Here is a 15,255-nt window from a genome sequence, read left to right on the forward strand (position 1 = left end):
TCGCCGGCTGCAAGCGTGGAAGGGACAGTTGCCGCCGTGGATGCGCGTCGGGTTGCAGTAGGGGGCCTGAGCGGGGCAAGGCTTTACTGGCTCGAACGAAAGCTGTTGATCATGTGACTGTTGGCTTGTCGGGTCGTTGGTCTGTTCATGGGGAAACGTCAGCCGCGGCCATGGGTCGTGTCGGACGAACTGTGCTCGTTCATCGAGCCGTTACTGCCCAAGCCGGACCGAAGCTGGTCGAGGGCCGACCGCGGGTGCCGGATCGGCAAGCGTTCCGCGGGATCCTGTTCGTCCTGCACACCGGCATCCAATGGGAGTACCTGCCCCAGGAGTTGGGCTTCGGGTCAGGCATGACCTGCTGGCGGCGCCTGGCCGCCTGGGCGAGGCCGGCGTGTGGGACCAGCTCCACGCGGTGCTGCTGAAGGAGCTGCGGTCGAAGAACCAGCTGGACTGGTCTCGGGCGGTGATCGACTCCTCCCACGTCCGGGCGGCCCGGCGAGGCCCAAAAGCGGGCCCAGCCCGGTCGACCGCGCACGTCCAGGCAGCAGGCACGAGTCATCACCGACGGGCAAGGAATCCCCCTCCTTCCGCCAACTCGCCCTCGCCTAGGCACCGAGAGGTCGACTGTGGCCGATGCGGTTGCTGTACTTCTGTGCTGTCCGCACGATCGCTGACCACTGCTTCAGCCGTTGAATCAGCGGCGGTGCAGCCTCCGTCCTGCGTTGCGGGGTTTCCTCGCGCGGCAGCGCACGTCGCCGTATCGACAATGAGCCGGACGAGTTCGCTCGCCTGCACCGCGAAGAGAACCGGCTGATCGAGGTGGCGGAGTCGTTGGCGCCGGTTGTCGCACCGCTCGCCCTGCCATACACGGACTGGCCCGGCTACCGCGAGGAGTGGTGGCCGTAGCCGAACGCGCCGGTGCCCCCATCCCGCTGAGACAGGGGCACCTGGCGTGCCGTGGCTGGGCTACTGCTCCTGCGGCCACTGGTTGTGGTTGTGCGCGCACGAGGCCGGATTGAAGCACTTGCGGCAGTGCCGGCATTCCGCGTTGTTGGTCTGGGCATCCATGGGCGTGCCGCAGTCGGCGCACCTCTTCGTGGTGCTCTGGGCTGGCGGATTGTCTTCCATAGGTCTCCTCGCTAGCGGCCGCGGCGGGTCCGCGGTGGCCCTTGGGAGACATGCGGCGGCTGCGCAGGGTGGTGCGGAGCAATGTCCTACATGCGCATACAGGGGCAAGAGCCTGACGCTACGCCTCAGGCCACTCCATCAGGACCTTCTCAACACCGTCGACGGCCCGCTCGGTGAGGACGACCCTGGCCTCCGATATGCCGCCGTAGCTGCCGATCCATGACCGGAACTTCCGCTGCCCGGTCTCGCGGTTGGACCATGCGCCCTGCATCACGACGGCGCCCCCGGTCGTGAGGGTGACGCGGTATAGGTCCAGGTCGGTCATGTCCTGCACTCTGTCACGCTCCTTGCGGCGAGTCGACGAGGACCCGCACGGTGGCGCTGGCCTGCTCGGCGGTGGTGCGCAGTACCTCGAGCGGCGCGGCCGGGCGTCAGCCGAACTCCGGGTGCTCGGTGGCAGTCGAGATCAGCTTTGGTGGCAGCTCAGGATGGAGTGAGTGCGGCACAGCTTCGGCGGGGCGGCGGCCGGGTCCGTGATTTGTTGGCGTTTCTGCCGAGTGGGGTCGATCGACGACAGCACGATGAGAGGCTGGCCGTCAGCTGCTTCGAGTTCGGACAGGGCATGGGGAGGAGCGTGCACACGGCGGCGAGTGCCCATGCCTGCTGCCGAGTGGGGTGCAGCCGGCCTCGGTACCGACGTGCCTCCCTGACCTATCACCATCCGGCTCCCCTCCCTCACGCACAGACGACCTCGCATAGCGCCTAGTCAACCCTGTCGCACACGGAAGAGATCTCTCCCCGTTCATCGACGGACACCCAACCGTTACGTGGCACACGTCCGCGGCATTTTCAGCCACACACCGGCGGCACCCGGATGCGCCGCGTAACCTCACGGGCATGGGGGCATCCGCATCCGGCACAGCTCAGGACGCCGACGAAGAGGCGCGCCGGCGGCTGAACGCGTACTCGTACCTCAGTGCGCCCGAGCGGCTGGAGCACATCGCGATCATGCGGGTCTTCTGCGGAACGCTTCTGGCGGACCTTGCCGTCCCGGACATCATGGCGAAGCTGGGACAAGGCGGTGGCGTCGCCGCAGGGCTCGACGCTGACACTCTGACGGTCCGGCTGGAACAGTTGGTGCAGTGGGGAAACCTGCTGCGTAGCAGCCACACGGTGAAAGCGTCCACCATCAGCGAGTACCAGCGTTCCCGCTCGCGCTACCAGCTGTCGAAACTGGGCGAACGCATCCAGCGCGATGCCGATGGGGTTCTGGCCGAGGCCGATGCCGCCCGCGAGGTGAGTAACGAACTGTTGGCACTGGTCGAACGCGGGCTGCGGGTGCTGGCCGACCTCGTGATCACGCCGGGTGGTATCGAGCCGCAGGATGGACTGGAGCGGATCAGTACACTGTTCGTGCAGTTCACCGAATTTGCTGACTCCATACGTGACTTCTACGCCTACCTCGGCCAGGTTCTGTCCCGCTACGACTTGGATAGCACCGAGTACCAGGGCTTCAAGGAGTTGCTCCTGGACTACGTCGAGGCGATCACGGAGGACGTGGCGTTCCGCGCGCCGCGGATCTCGGCGGCGCTGGACATGCTGTGGCCGCACATCCCGGCTCTGTTGGACCGGTTGAACGCTCACGCCCAGGGGCTTACCGGGCTGTCAGCGCAGGGCGAAAGCAGCGTGGAGGTCCGGGTCCAGCGCAGCCGAGGCCGCGAGGTCGCGGACTGGGAGGGCCTGCGCGGTTGGTTTAGCGACATCGACGGTCAGGGCAGCCAGGTCGACCAACTACGGGACGCCACGCTGCGCGCGTTGCAGTCGCTGCTCGCCAACGCCAAGCGGATGCTGCGGTCGGCCACCGGGGAGATGTCCCGGCGCAAGGATCTGGTGCGGCTGGCCCGTTGGTTCGACGAAGCGGCGCCGCAGGACGCGCACGACATCGCTGTGGCCGCGTTTGGACTGTACGGCGCCCGTCATCTGGGCATACCTCCGGCCACCGACGAAGTGGTGCCCGCGTACACAAGCTGGTGGACTGGACCGGTGGTCGAGGTGCCGGTGGCCCTGCGTGAAAGGGGCAGCCGCGCTCAGCGGGGGCGGACCTCAGCGGTGGAGGACCATTCAGCGCAGAAGCAGTTGCTGAGGGAGGCCGCCGGTCAGCGGGCTGCGGCCAGGGCAGCGGCGGCGGACGAACTGCGTAGCGCGTCCGGCCGGTTCGCCGAGGTACGTCTCACGTCGGCGGCGCTGGGCCTGCTCCTGGAGCTGCTGGCTACGGCACTGGGAAACGCTCAGCTCAGGAGATGCTCTGCTACGAATGGGGAGGGAACGGCGGACTTCGACGTGGACTCGGCGCGTAGTGAGGATGCCGAACTGGGCATCCGGCTCACCGTGCGACGGACTGAGGGCATACAGACGGTGCTGCACTCGGCCGACGGCGACTTGCTGCTGGATGACCTGGAGCTGGACATCGGTCGTATCTCCGTCGCGGGTGGAGGCGCAGCGAAGGCGAGCGTGTCATGACCCTTCCCTCGACTCACGACGTGGCCTTGGCCGCCGAGCGCCGCAGCGCTGCCCGACTGCTGCTCGCCCACCCTCTGGTCGCGTCGGACGGCCCGCATGCCGATCTTTTCCCTCTGATTCGCAGGCACGCCGACTGGTTGGGCAAGCGGTTCCAGCAGGTGCTCGGCTATCGCCTGCTGGTCGACAGCTCCTTCGCCCGGCTGTTCAAGGCGGGGCTGGGGGCGGGCTCGGGACACCGGCTGGTGCGCTCCACCGGCACCCCTTTTACGCCGCACACGTACGCGTGCCTCGCGCTGGCCCTGTCTGTGCTGGTAACTGCTCCTGAGCAGATGCTGCTGTCGCAGCTGGTCGCCGATATCAGGGCTGCCGCGGCGGACGCGGGGATCGAGCTGGAGGAGACGGGTCGGGTGGCTGGGAAGCGGACTTTGGTGGCGGCTCTGCGGCAGTTGGTCGATTGGGGCGTGCTCATCGAGACCGAGGGCCAGGTGGCCGCGATCGCGCAGGAGGCGGGTGGGGAAGCCCTGATCACGGTGGATCGGGAGCTGGCTCGCGTGGTCGTTGCCGGCCCGCTCGCACAGGCTCGGGACGGCGCCGAGCTGGTGCAGCGGGCAGCGGACCCGGGGTTCGGCGGGCCGCGCACCTATGTGCGCCGGATGCTGGTCGAGACACCCGTCGTTCATCTCGACGAGTTGACCGATGCCGAGCGCGACTGGCTGCGCACCCGGCAGCGCCGGGAAGCCCAGGCTTTCTCCGAACTCCTGGGCCTGGAAATGGAGATCCGTGCCGAGGGCGTGGCGCTGGTGGACCCTGAGGAGGAGCTGACGGATCTGCACCTGCCGGGCACCGGGACCGTCGCACAGGCCGCGTTGCTGCTGGCGGAGCGGCTGGTGGAACGGCTTCGGCCGCAGGAGCCGGGGCATCCGGCGACGGGTGGGACGCTCGTGATTGGGGTGGCTGTCCCGGACGGTTTGGTGGATGAGGTGCTGGCCGGGCTGATCGCCGAGTACGGGCAGCGCAGCAACTGGCAACGCGGCTACCTGGAGGACCTTCCCTCCCTGCGAGAGGCGGTATTGGACCTGCTGGTCCGTATGCGGCTGATGACCCGCGCCGGGCGGCTGCGCGCCGAGGGTGCAGGGCTGGTGGAGGGATACGTCGACGAGGCACCGGAAGGACGCACGGTGACCGATGTCCATGGCGCGCGGCCTGGCGGGGGCGGCTTGGTGCTGCTGGCCGCGGCGGCCCGCTACGCCACTCACGTCACTGTGCGCCCAGCCACCGCAGCCAGCAAAGGCAAGGACGTCCAGGAGGAGTTGCCGCTATGACCACCGACGCGCGTGGCCTCGTTCCGCTGCCGCGTGCCGGGGCCGCGATGACCACCGGCGCCCGCTTCCGGCTACACCGGGCGGGTATCCAGAACGTCTGGCAGTACGACCAGCAGGAGTTCTCTTTCGGTGACGGACGGCTGCTGCTGCGCGGCAAGAACGGCGCGGGTAAGTCCAAGGCCCTGGAGATGCTGCTCCCATATCTTCTGGACGGCGACTCCCGGGCATTGGACGCGACAGGCACCGGCCGCACCACGCTCGCCTGGCTGATGCTGGACGGATTCGAGCAGACCAACCGTCTGGGGTATCTGTGGGTGGAGTTCCGGGGCACGGGCGACGACGGCGGTCACCGCTACCTGACGCTCGGTGCCGCCATCCGTGCCTCGAAGTCGACCCAGAGGGCGCTGCCGACGTTCTTCGTCACGCCGCTGCGGATCGGTGAGGACCTGCACCTGGTCGAGGCGGGTAGGCCGCTGTCGGTCGACCGGCTCAAGGAGATCGTCGGATCCGACAATGCGACTGACCGTGCGGTCCTGCACCGCTCTCGTGTGGCCCGGGAGTTGTTCGGCATCACCGACGTGACGCGCTACCGCAACCTCACCCAGCTCCTCCATCGGCTGCGGCGCCCGACGGTGGGGGACCGCATCGAACACGGGGGACTGGCCTCCCTGCTCAGCGAGACCCTGCCGGGGCTCGACGAGGACGTGGTCGAGAAGGTGGCGCGCAACCTCCACGACCTCGACGCCGTACGGGACGAACTCGGCCGCCTGGAGCGCACCGATGCGGCGCTGCGTACCTTCCTCACCAGTTACCGCGGCTACTTGTCCGGGGTCCTGCGCACCTGCGCGCAGAGCGTCGGTCACGAGCTGGGTGTCCTTACGCAGCGGCGCCGGGCTGCCGGAGACGCCGCACAGCGAACGAGCGATCTGAGGGCGCAGGAGGAGGAGTCGCAGGGCCGACTGGAGACCCTGCGTGAGGAGGAACAGGCTGCCCGGACCGACCTGGCCGCCCTGCATGCCAGTCATGCCTACCGCAGTCTGCGCGAACTATCGGAGCGTCGCGGCACGGTGGAGGCGCTGCACACCGCCGCCGTGGCCGCGTTCACCACCCTGCACAACGCACACGAGGCGGAGGAGAGCTCGGCGGAGCGGCTGACCGAAGGGGTCGCACACCTCGGAAGCCGGCTGGCCGAGTTGGGATCCGAACACCGGGAGCTGCTGACGCAGGCGGAGAAGGCCGGGCTTCCCACTGGCCATCTCGGCGAGGCGGTGGCCCTGCCGCGCACGGTTGTTGCCCAGGCCACCGAGACTGCGTTGACGACTCCGGACGGGGAGATGCGCACGGTAGGGCACCGATCGGTGGCCCGCGTGGACACAGTCACGACGCAGGAAGGGCTACGGTCCTGGCAAAACCAGCTGGAGGACGCTGAGGCGGTCACGAGAAACCGGGCCCGGATGGTTCAGGAGGTGACCCGCCTCATCGCACGGGCGGACGAAGCCCGGGCCGGGGCGGCTCAGGCAGATACCGAGCGGGAACGGCTGGAAGGCGAGGCGGAAGAGGCCGCTGGTCATCTCGACGGCAGCCGTCAAAGGGTCGCTGAGGAGAGCGGCGCCTACGCCCGCCAAGTCGCCCAGTGGGCGACGCACACGCGGACCGCGCTGGGCCCCGACTGCCCACCCTTGGAGGCCGTCCACACCTCGGTCCGCTGCGCGACCTCCGTCGACGCGCCGTTCGCGGACCGCTCTCTGCCGCCCGACATCGACAGCCAGGCCTGGCGGACCGCTCAGGCCGCATTGGAGTCGTACGGCGAAGAACTCACCGGACGCCGGGACGCCCTGGCGCTCGCCGTCAGCCAGCTCAGCGAGGAACGCCACCGCCTGGCGGAGCAGAAACGAGGCTGGGAGCAACGGACCGACCCCGAGCCGCCAGCCCCACACCATCGCGTCGCCGCGAGGACGCCGGGCAGCGGAGCGCCTTTCTACCAGCTGGTTGACTTCGCGGACGACCTGGCCCCGGCCGACCGGGCCGGTCTAGAAGGAGCCTTGGAGGCCAGTGGAATCCTGGACGCGTGGGTGGGCGCGGACGGTGTCCTTCTCGATCCCCTCACCCGGGACACCGTCCTTGGGCCCGGTCCCGTGCTGTCGCACGGCCCGACTCTCGCCTCGGCCCTGCGCCCGGCCCCTGAACCGGGTTGCGGCATCACCGCCGAGCAGGTGGAGCGTCTACTGACCACCATCTCACTCGCACCAGCACAGGAGACCTCCGCTCACAACGCGGTCTTTCACGACGGCAGTTGGCATCTGGGCGTGCTGAGCGGCCGTCACGACAAACGCGACACCGAGTACGTGGGCGCCGCAGTACGCGCACAGACCCGGCGGCGCATCCTCGCCGAGCTGGAGGAGCGGATCGCGCAGACCCAGCAGCGACTGGCCGCCGTCCGCGAGGACCTCGTCGTAGCCGACGCCATGCGCCGGGCGCTCACGCGCGCGGAACGAGACTTCCCCAGGGCACGGAACCTCGCAGACGCCTGGAGCAGGACCGAATCAGCAGAGCGGACGCTGCATGATCTGACCGCCAAGGCGACCCGGGCGGCACGCCTGGCCGAGGAGGCCCGCGCTCTCGCGGTATCGGCGCGTGCCGAGGCGGATGCCACCGCAACCGCCCACGACCTGCCCGGCGACCGAACCGCCCTGGACCGCGTACGCACCGCACTTGCTGCCCTGCTCAGCGGCATCGGGCATCTGCGCAGGGCCGTCGGCGGCACGGGCGAACGGCTCGGCGCTCACGAGGCCGATGCCGACCGGTACGGACGCGCCCGAGAGGATCGCCTGGCCGCGGACGAGAGCTACCGGCTCCGCTTCACGGGACTGCGCACCGCTGAGCAGGACCTGCGCACCCGCGAGGAGGCCATCGGGTCGTCCGAGGAGGAGATCCTTACCCGCGAGCAGGAGGCCAAGCAGCACATCGCGAACGCCGTCCACGCCTTGCCCGCGGCACAACGAGACCGCGACCAACTCCACGACCTACGCGTACGCGCGGAAGAAGACGAGAAGCGCCTGCGCGAGAACCTGGCGGACCAGGAGAGGTCAGTCATCGACACCGGCAGCGCTCTTCGCAGTGCTCTCGGGCGACCGGAGGTGGTGAGCGGCTCCGGGCTGGACACGTCCTCGCTGCCCCCTTACCTGTCGGACGATCCCGGCGCGGACGTCCGCACCCGTCTGCGAGCGCTGCGGGCACTCGCAGACGCTGTGGAAGAGGCCCTCGGCCGCCCGAAGGGCGAGGTGTCGGACAGCACCCTACTCAACCGCCACACCGAGCTGCGCGACCAACTAGCCGGCGGGTTCGACGCGCAGCTGGAGGAGCGCGACGCAATCAAGGTGTGCCGCCTGGTCGACGACCACGGGTCCCATGACGTCGCAGCCGTGGGCGAGCGGATCGCGGTCCAGGCCGCGACGGCCCGGGGACGGCTCACCGAGCGCGAACGTGAGGTGTTCCAGCGGTTCCTGACCGGCGAACTCGGCGACCACCTCTCAGAACAGGTCATCACCGCGGCGAACCTGGTCGCGGCTCTCAACGACACCCTGCGAACCGTCCGCACATCCCACGGTCTCGGCGTCGAGCTGATGTGGAAGCTGGACGAAGACGTGGACGCGGACGTGCGCGCGGCCGTCGAGCTGCTGCGCAGTCCCTCAAGCCTCAGGACGCGCGAGCAGACTGAGCAACTGCGCGAGGTACTGCAACGCCGGATCGAAGACGCCCGTCGTGCCGACCCGTCAGCCGGTTACGCCGCCCATCTGCGAACCGCGCTGGATTACCGCGACTGGTTCCGCTTCCACACCTTCGTGGTCGAGGACGCGGCCCCAGGCCGTCGACGGAAACTAACCGGCCGAACCGGGCTCAGCCAAGGCGAACAACGGGTCCTCTCCTACCTCGTGCTCTTCGCCGCGGCCGCCGCCCACTTCAGCAGCCTCGCCGAGTCAGCACCACACGCCCCGCGGCTGATCCTCCTGGACGACGCCTTCGCGAAGGTCGACGAACCCACCCATGGACGACTGGGCCGCATCCTCGTCGACCTCGATCTCGACTTCGTCCTCACCAGCGAGCGACTCATGGGCAACTGGCCCGAAGTTCCATCCCTGCACATCTACGAGTGCCTGCGCGATCCCCATGTGCGCGGCGTGGCCACCTTGCACTACACCTGGAACGGCCGGCACCGGCGTCTGATGTCCGTATGAGCGCGCTACCCGCCACAACGCGCGACTGGCTGACGGGACCGGGACTCACCCGGCTCTGGAAGGGGGTACGCCAGCGCCTGGAGAGCAACGGCGTACAGGCCACCGGCTCCCTCCGACTGACCGCAGTGAACGCCCAAGAACGCAACGACCTGTCTCTCCTGCTGGGCAAACCCCTCACCAGTACCACCGTGACCGTGCAGCTCGACATCCTCGACGCACGGCTACGCGCCTCGGCCGCCGCACTCGGCCTCAGACAGACCCTGGAGGAACTCGGCCCGCCACTCACCGACCGCCGTGCCGCCCGCGCGGACCTGGCGGCACGGCGAGAGCAAGTGTGGACGTCCCTCACCTCGTCACTGGACGCCTCCCCGCTCGCCAACCAGGAATGGCCCCGGCAGTGGTACGACCTCTTGCGCCGTGCCGGCGTTCCGAAAGGAGTGCCGCCCGAAACGGCGATACAGACACTCCAGCAGGCAGTCCACGTCCTCACCACTCTCCTAGGACCCGAGCGCAACGGCGCACTCGGCCGAGGAGAACTCGCCGCCATGGCGACCGGCTCCGCGCACGGCCTGGACGACGGCACCTGGCTCGCACGCCTCGTCCAACGCGGCGTCGCCCTCGCCCACGACACCGAGTTCCCCGACGACGCGGCCGGCCGACGCGCCCTGTGGCGGCTGGTATCCGTCACGCCGGACGAGGTCTCCAGCACAGTGCTGACCTACGGGCTACGCCCAGAAGGCGAGGGCTGGCAGGAGCGCGGCCTAAGAGAACGGGCCGACCATCACGCCGAAGCCCACCTCACACCACGCGACCTGCACACCCTGCGGCTGCAACTCCCCGCTGGCACCCTCATCCACATCTGTGAGAACCCGCGCGTGGTGGAAGCCGCAGCTGACGCAGCCTGCGCACAGCCCCTGGTCTGCACGTCCGGCAGCGCGGCCACGGTGGTCTTCACGCTTCTCGACGCCCTCGCCACCACGGGCTGCCGCTTCACGTACCACGGCGACTTCGACTGGCCAGGGATCGCCCTGGCCAACCGAGTCATCCGCCGCTACGAAGCCCTGTCGTGGCGCATGGGTGCCGCGGACTACGAGCACCTGGCCGCGCGCAGTCAGGCCGAGGGCATCCCTCAACTGGCGCTCGACGGCCCGCCGGTCAGCGCAGACTGGGACCCGGATCTCGCTCCTGCCATGACCGCCCTCGGCGTCGCGCTCCACGAGGAAGCCACCCTCGACCTCTTGGTGGCCGACCTGTCACGCCAGGCGTAGAGACGTCGGCGCCGTGCCGTACTCCGGGAGCCAACCTGCTCCGCAAGGCCCCCTCCAGACCGCCCAAGAGAACTGCCTGTGATGAATGCCCACACGCGCCAGAACTCGATGCGGTAGCTCACTCCCCGCTCGGAAGGCCCACCGGGCCTGGGCCGGTTCCCGACTCTGGTGCCGTTCCGGAGCTGGAAGCGGGGTCAGAGCCCTCGCCATGCCGTCCCCGGGAATCCTGCGATGGCGGAGTGCCTCCACCCTGGCGCCAGGCCGAGTAGAGGACGGCCACGGCGCAGGTGCTCGCGTTGACCTGATCGGATGGCAGGTAAAAGGCGATCAGTCCTGCGGGTGTGCCAACGATGATGTGTTGTTTCGTGACACCAAGTGCCGCCAAGCTGGGCGAAATCGCATCGTCCTGTGACGGAGGTCTCGTGGTGCTGTAGCCGCCAATCTACGACCGGAAGTTCCTCACCCCTGGTCTCAGGGTCCGGTGTTGGCCCTCCATGACGACCTGCGGTGGGTCCGCAGGTGTAGCGGTGTCCTGCCGCGCCTGGGGCAGTCAGCGGGTGTGACATGCGCATGCAGGGACGGGATGACGCCGTGAGAGGCGTGTTCCCCGACTGTCGGCGGCCGGGGAACGCGCCTCGTCTCAGGACACGGTGTACGCGAGCCCGATGAGGATGAGCCCGGCTGTCAGACGGATTATGGCGATGTGGACGCGGAGCGCGGCATCACGCGCAGGCGGGGCATCGAGTGGACACTCGCACAGGGCGCCCGCCGCGTGGGGCATGTCGAGCCAGTACGCATCGGCAAGCTGGGCGTAGGCAGGGGGCGTTGCGCTGTCTGTCTTCATACAGTCAGCAACGCAGACGATCGGAGCTGGCCACGGCCGGGTCAACCGCCGCACACACGGTTCACGCATCTGGCCGGTCCGGGGCTCCGGGAGGTTTGGATCAGTTCAGCCGAGTCCTGCGGCGACCCTCCACGCGCGCTCGCTTAAGATCCCGGGACGTGGCAGATGGCAATTACCCCGATGAACTGATTGCGCTGGAACGATCCGCCTGGGAGCAGTTCCAGGCCGGAACGCCGACTGTGCAGACGGTGCTCGCCGTACGCGAGGGCATCGACCGGTACCTCGCCGAGTGGAAAGCCGCAGGCGACGAGGTGCGGCGCATGGATGTCCAGCCCCGGCTCAAGAGGCTCGTGCGGTACGAGTCCACGGCCTGACGGGCTACGCCTCGGGCCACTCCTTCAGGACCTTCTCGACGCCGTCGACTCCCCGCTCGGTGAGGACGACCCTGGCCTCCGATATGCCGCCATAGCTGACGATCCATGACCGGAACTTCAGCTCCCCGATCTCGCGGATGGCCCACGCGCCCTGCATGACGACAGCGCCTCCAGTCGTGAGGGTGACGCGATATCGCTCCGGGTCGGCCATGACCTGCACTCTGTCACGCCCCCTGCGGCGGGTCGACGAGGACCCGCACAGTGACGCCGGCCTGCCGAGGCCCTCTTCTCCATCTGGCCCGAAACCGACGAGGTCCAGGACGTATGGGAACGCGCGATGCGGTACGGGAGCCCGCTGATCTCCGACACTCTGCCCCGCCTTGACCGCATCACGCCCCACCCCCAGGACGAAACCCTCGCGGCGACCCACCACAGCCGGGACAACGGCAGGCTGGGAGAGCGCGACAACTGGACACGGGCCGCCTCTACCGGCAGCCCCTGACCGGGCCCCGCTACCCGGCTGAGCGTGCGGCGTCCAGCAGCACGTCGACGAGCCGCTCCGCCGCATCAGGCCGCCCGTGCTCGCGGGCGGACTGAGCCATGGCCGCCTGCCGCGCCGGGTCCGTCAGCAGCGGACCGAGCGCGTCCCTGAGCCGGTCAGTGGTGACCTCACCCTTGGCCGCGGTCCAGGCCGGCGCCGACATGACAACCCTGCACGCATGCGGCCGGGCCCACGACGCGGCTTCCCTGAGCATCGTCGAACGCTCCCAGCGCGTCGACGCCGAGGAGTTCTACCGGCTGCTGGACGGCGTCATCATCGACGACGCCGAGGTCTTCAACGACAAGCTCCGCGAGTAGGAGGACATTACATCTACCATCGCCTTCAAGGCGGCCTCGACGGCTATACCCTCTACGAACGCCTCAAGCGGAAGACCGCGACCCAGGCGTAATCAGTGATCGTCAGTCGCACATCTAACGCCTGGAAGCATTCCACTCGTGAGCGAGGATCGACATTACCGCCTCGTCTCGCCAGATGCCGTCACGAAGTTGGGCCTGCCGTCGTACACCTTCGGTAGTGAAGCCCACCTTCTCGTACGCACGAATTGCCCTGTAGTTGTCGGTGTACACCTCAAGCTGGATCCTGTGCAGCCCGACGTGTTCGAAGCCGTACCCCACGATGAGCCGAGTGCTTCCGTGCCCAGTCCCCTGCCTCGACCGCGAGGGCCGATCAAGATGCGGAAGGTGCAGTTGCGGTTGAGTGGATCCACATCGTAGAGGACGACCTCGCCGACGACCTCTCCCGAATCACTGTCCGCAAGTGCAAGGTCGAGGCGGTCGTCCTGCGCACCGCGCGATCCGTACCAGGCCTTCAGCCGCTCCAAGGTGAGCTCGGCTGAAGGCTGGAAGGTAAAGCGGATCACCTCAGGATCCCCGATGATGGCGGCCATGGCGGACGCGTCGTCCTCAGTGAAGGGACGCAGGAGTGTTCTCTCGCCAGCGAGGACCGGTTTGTGAGCGAAGTTCAACGACAAGCTGTTCCACATCCTGGGATTTCATCGTGATGTCAGCGCCCACGCAACCGCCCTCATCTGTGGTGGGCTGATCTCGCGACACTGCTACTGTGCCGGCCACGGGCCCGTGGCCCCGGGCCCGGGGCTTCGACCACGTCGCCTCGGCGCTGGACAGCGCCTCCTTGCCGGCACGGGCTTCGCCGGCAAGGAGGCACCACCGCAGTCGGGCTCGTTCAGCGCAGTTTGGCAAGCTCTTGCGCCACAATCGTCGCGATCTCGGAAAGCGGTTCACCGTCGAGCATGGACTGGTGATCGCAGTCAATCCGGTGTGGATCGCACCGCCCGTGTACTTGTTCCACTCATCGAAACGGCCGGGGCGCTCCACGGCATCGCGGGACGCCTCGAAGAACAGGACGTTCAGGTTGCGCGCAGTGAGGGGGATTTCCCGGAGAGTTTCCGCGGCACTTCTGACGTAGGCGCCCATCCGGCCGAGCCGATCCCGGTCAATCCTGCCCAAGGGATGGTCGGTGTCCCGCAGAAGGGCGTGCACACGGTCCAGTTGGGCAGGCGCCCCGTCCGCGAGCGGGACGTCGGCGTGTCCGATCTCCTCCAGAAGTGCGCTGAGCGCTTCCTCGCCCGTCGGCAACCGCGTCGGATCGTTCGGAGGGTAAGAATCCAGCAGAGCCAGCAGTTCCACCTGCTCGCCCTGCTCTTCGAGGAGCGCCGCGACGGCATGGGCGATGTTTCCGCCGAAGGACCAGCCGAGCAGCCGGTAAGGGCCCTCGGGCTGAACCGACCGGATCTGCGCGACGTAACGACTGGCCGTCTCGGCGAGGCCGACCGGGCCTTCCTCTTTCCCGGCGAGCACGTCCGCCTGGATGCCGTAGACCGGCTGGAGGGGATCCAGGTGCCTGAGCAGGGGGCGGGGCGGGGCGTATACCCAGGCCAGTCCGGTCATCGTGTGGACGCAGAACAGCGGCCGCTGACCCGTTCCTCCGCGCAGCAGGAGCGGGCTCCCGAACTCGGACTCCGTGCCGTCCTGCGATAGCCGAGGCGCGAGCGCCGCCACCGTGGGCGACTCGAAGAGAGCACGGATCGACAGCTCCCGGCCGAGGGCCGCCCGGACCCGGCCGATAAGCCGGGTGGCGAGCAGGGAGTGGCCACCGAGGTCGAAGAAGTTGTCGTCGATGCTGACCCGGTCCAGGCCGAGCACCTCGGCGAACAGCCCACACAGCACTTCTTCCTGCGGGTGCGCGCGGGGCGGCCGGCCGAGGTGAAACGGGGGGCGGGCAGGGCCTTGCGGTCCAGTCTTCCGTTGCGGTTGAGCGGCAGCGCGTCGATGACCGTGATCGTTGCCGGCACCATGTAGTCAGGCAGGGTCCGGCGCAGGTCCTGACGCAGCGGCTGGACCTCAAGGGTGCGTCCGGGGGCGGGGACGACGTAGCCGAACAGCTGCCGGTCGCCGGGACGGTCCTCGCGCACGGTCACCACGGCCTGCGCGACATCGGGGCGCGAGGTCAAGGTGGACTCGATCTCGCCGAGTTCAATGCGGAAGCCGCGTACCTTGACCTGGTCGTCCACGCGTCCCAGGTATTCGAGCTCACCGTCGGCCCGCCAACGGACGAGGTCGCCCGTGCGGTACATGCGTTCGCCGGGAATGCCGAACGGGCAGGCCACAAAACGCTGGGCGGTGAGACCGGGACGGTTGAGGTAGCCCTTCGGCAGGCGGCGGCCGGACCGTCGTGGTGACACGGGGGGTTGTGCGGCGGCGGACGGCGCAGCGGCCAGCCCCGTCAGGGCCGCGGCAGCGGCGCCGCGCAGGACGGCGCGGCGAGAGCACCCACGCTGAACTCCTCGAACGCCTCCTGCCACGGCGACGCCGCCGGGCCAACCCCCGCGCCATCAAACGCAAAGTCGCCAGCTGGCCCCTCAAACGCGCCGCCCACCGCGTTGCAAACCGCCCACGTGTTCCGGCCGTCACCATCGTTGGCGCCACCAAACCAAAACGTGTCAAGCGAACACCAAAGCCCTAAGTTACCGGTATTGAGGCTAG

Annotated in this window: 11 protein-coding genes and 4 pseudogenes; 8 read left to right on the plus strand and 7 right to left on the minus strand. The window is 68.6% G+C overall.

Going from position 1 to position 15,255, the window contains the following annotated elements:
* Positions 1–147 precede the first annotated feature (147 nt).
* Positions 148–430, plus strand: a pseudogene (locus tag OG456_RS37190) (transposase); the annotation flags it as partial.
* 816 nt (positions 431–1,246) lie between these two features.
* On the opposite strand, the gene OG456_RS37195 reads toward OG456_RS37190, so the two are convergent.
* Positions 1,247–1,462, minus strand: a complete 216-nt coding sequence (locus OG456_RS37195; RefSeq protein ID WP_266568903.1) for a hypothetical protein — start codon at positions 1,460–1,462, stop codon at positions 1,247–1,249.
* A 563-nt stretch (positions 1,463–2,025) separates the two neighbouring features.
* Between OG456_RS37195 and OG456_RS37200 the strand changes: the two genes are divergently transcribed.
* From OG456_RS37200 to OG456_RS37215, 4 genes are read left to right on the plus strand one after another with little or no spacing between them, the layout of a single operon-like run.
* Entirely contained in the window at positions 2,026–3,648 is a 1,623-nt protein-coding gene (locus OG456_RS37200) for a TIGR02677 family protein (protein WP_266568905.1), read from the plus strand.
* On the plus strand, positions 3,645–4,970 hold the full coding sequence (locus OG456_RS37205; RefSeq protein ID WP_266568907.1) for a TIGR02678 family protein: 1,326 nt from the start codon (positions 3,645–3,647) through the stop codon (positions 4,968–4,970). The genes OG456_RS37200 and OG456_RS37205 overlap by 4 nt, the downstream gene beginning before the upstream one ends.
* Entirely contained in the window at positions 4,967–9,205 is a 4,239-nt protein-coding gene (locus OG456_RS37210) for a TIGR02680 family protein (protein ID WP_266568909.1), read from the plus strand. Before OG456_RS37205 ends, OG456_RS37210 begins: the two co-directional genes overlap by 4 nt.
* Positions 9,202–10,473: a TIGR02679 family protein gene (locus OG456_RS37215; RefSeq protein WP_266568910.1), complete on the plus strand. Its 1,272-nt coding sequence runs from the start codon at positions 9,202–9,204 to the stop codon at positions 10,471–10,473. The genes OG456_RS37210 and OG456_RS37215 overlap by 4 nt, the downstream gene beginning before the upstream one ends.
* A 640-nt stretch (positions 10,474–11,113) precedes the next feature.
* Here OG456_RS37215 and OG456_RS37220 read toward each other — a convergent pair.
* Positions 11,114–11,317 carry a hypothetical protein gene (locus OG456_RS37220; protein WP_266568912.1) on the minus strand — a complete coding sequence of 68 codons (204 nt, stop codon included), beginning with the start codon at positions 11,315–11,317 and terminating at the stop codon, positions 11,114–11,116.
* A gap of 158 nt (positions 11,318–11,475) precedes the next feature.
* Here OG456_RS37220 and OG456_RS37225 point away from each other — a divergent pair, with 158 nt between their 5' ends.
* Entirely contained in the window at positions 11,476–11,691 is a 216-nt protein-coding gene (locus OG456_RS37225) for a hypothetical protein (protein WP_266568914.1), read from the plus strand.
* 4 nt (positions 11,692–11,695) lie between these two features.
* Here the strand turns inward: OG456_RS37225 and OG456_RS37230 are convergent, their stop codons facing one another.
* Positions 11,696–11,902, minus strand: coding sequence for a hypothetical protein (locus OG456_RS37230; RefSeq protein ID WP_266568916.1), 207 nt, complete (start codon positions 11,900–11,902; stop codon positions 11,696–11,698).
* Between the two features lie 126 nt (positions 11,903–12,028).
* Between OG456_RS37230 and OG456_RS37235 the strand changes: the two genes are divergently transcribed.
* Entirely contained in the window at positions 12,029–12,193 is a 165-nt protein-coding gene (locus OG456_RS37235; RefSeq protein WP_266568918.1) for a hypothetical protein, read from the plus strand.
* Positions 12,194–12,203: 10 nt separating this feature from the next.
* On the opposite strand, the pseudogene OG456_RS37240 reads toward OG456_RS37235, so the two are convergent.
* Positions 12,204–12,365 (minus strand): annotated as a pseudogene (locus tag OG456_RS37240) (UDP-N-acetylglucosamine--N-acetylmuramyl-(pentapeptide) pyrophosphoryl-undecaprenol N-acetylglucosamine transferase); the annotation flags it as partial.
* Between the two features lie 28 nt (positions 12,366–12,393).
* Between OG456_RS37240 and OG456_RS37245 the strand changes: the two are divergent.
* Positions 12,394–12,549, plus strand: a complete 156-nt coding sequence (locus OG456_RS37245; RefSeq protein ID WP_266568920.1) for a hypothetical protein — start codon at positions 12,394–12,396, stop codon at positions 12,547–12,549.
* Between the two features lie 114 nt (positions 12,550–12,663).
* Here the strand turns inward: OG456_RS37245 and OG456_RS37250 are convergent.
* The 3 genes and pseudogenes from OG456_RS37250 to OG456_RS37260 form a co-directional block, all read right to left on the minus strand.
* A pseudogene (locus tag OG456_RS37250) lies at positions 12,664–13,139 on the minus strand (GNAT family N-acetyltransferase).
* Positions 13,140–13,155: 16 nt separating this feature from the next.
* Positions 13,156–14,439, minus strand: coding sequence for a thioesterase domain-containing protein (locus OG456_RS37255; RefSeq protein ID WP_266568922.1), 1,284 nt, complete (start codon positions 14,437–14,439; stop codon positions 13,156–13,158).
* A 134-nt stretch (positions 14,440–14,573) separates the two neighbouring features.
* Positions 14,574–14,846 (minus strand): annotated as a pseudogene (locus tag OG456_RS37260) (hypothetical protein); the annotation flags it as partial.
* Between the last annotated feature and the right edge of the window lie 409 nt (positions 14,847–15,255).

The organism is Streptomyces sp. NBC_01446 (assembly GCF_026340095.1).
Taxonomy (GTDB): Bacteria; Actinomycetota; Actinomycetes; order Streptomycetales; family Streptomycetaceae; genus Streptomyces; species Streptomyces aureus.

Coding starts and splice junctions, on each gene's coding strand:
- OG456_RS37200 (WP_266568905.1), top strand. CDS start 2,026: ATGGGGGCATCCGCATCCGGCACAGCTCAGGACGCCGACGAAGAGGCG.
- OG456_RS37205 (WP_266568907.1), top strand. CDS start 3,645: ATGACCCTTCCCTCGACTCACGACGTGGCCTTGGCCGCCGAGCGCCGC.
- OG456_RS37210 (WP_266568909.1), top strand. CDS start 4,967: ATGACCACCGACGCGCGTGGCCTCGTTCCGCTGCCGCGTGCCGGGGCC.
- OG456_RS37215 (WP_266568910.1), top strand. CDS start 9,202: ATGAGCGCGCTACCCGCCACAACGCGCGACTGGCTGACGGGACCGGGA.
- OG456_RS37220 (WP_266568912.1), bottom strand. CDS start 11,317: ATGAAGACAGACAGCGCAACGCCCCCTGCCTACGCCCAGCTTGCCGAT.
- OG456_RS37230 (WP_266568916.1), bottom strand. CDS start 11,902: ATGGCCGACCCGGAGCGATATCGCGTCACCCTCACGACTGGAGGCGCT.
- OG456_RS37235 (WP_266568918.1), top strand. CDS start 12,029: ATGCGGTACGGGAGCCCGCTGATCTCCGACACTCTGCCCCGCCTTGAC.
- OG456_RS37245 (WP_266568920.1), top strand. CDS start 12,394: ATGACAACCCTGCACGCATGCGGCCGGGCCCACGACGCGGCTTCCCTG.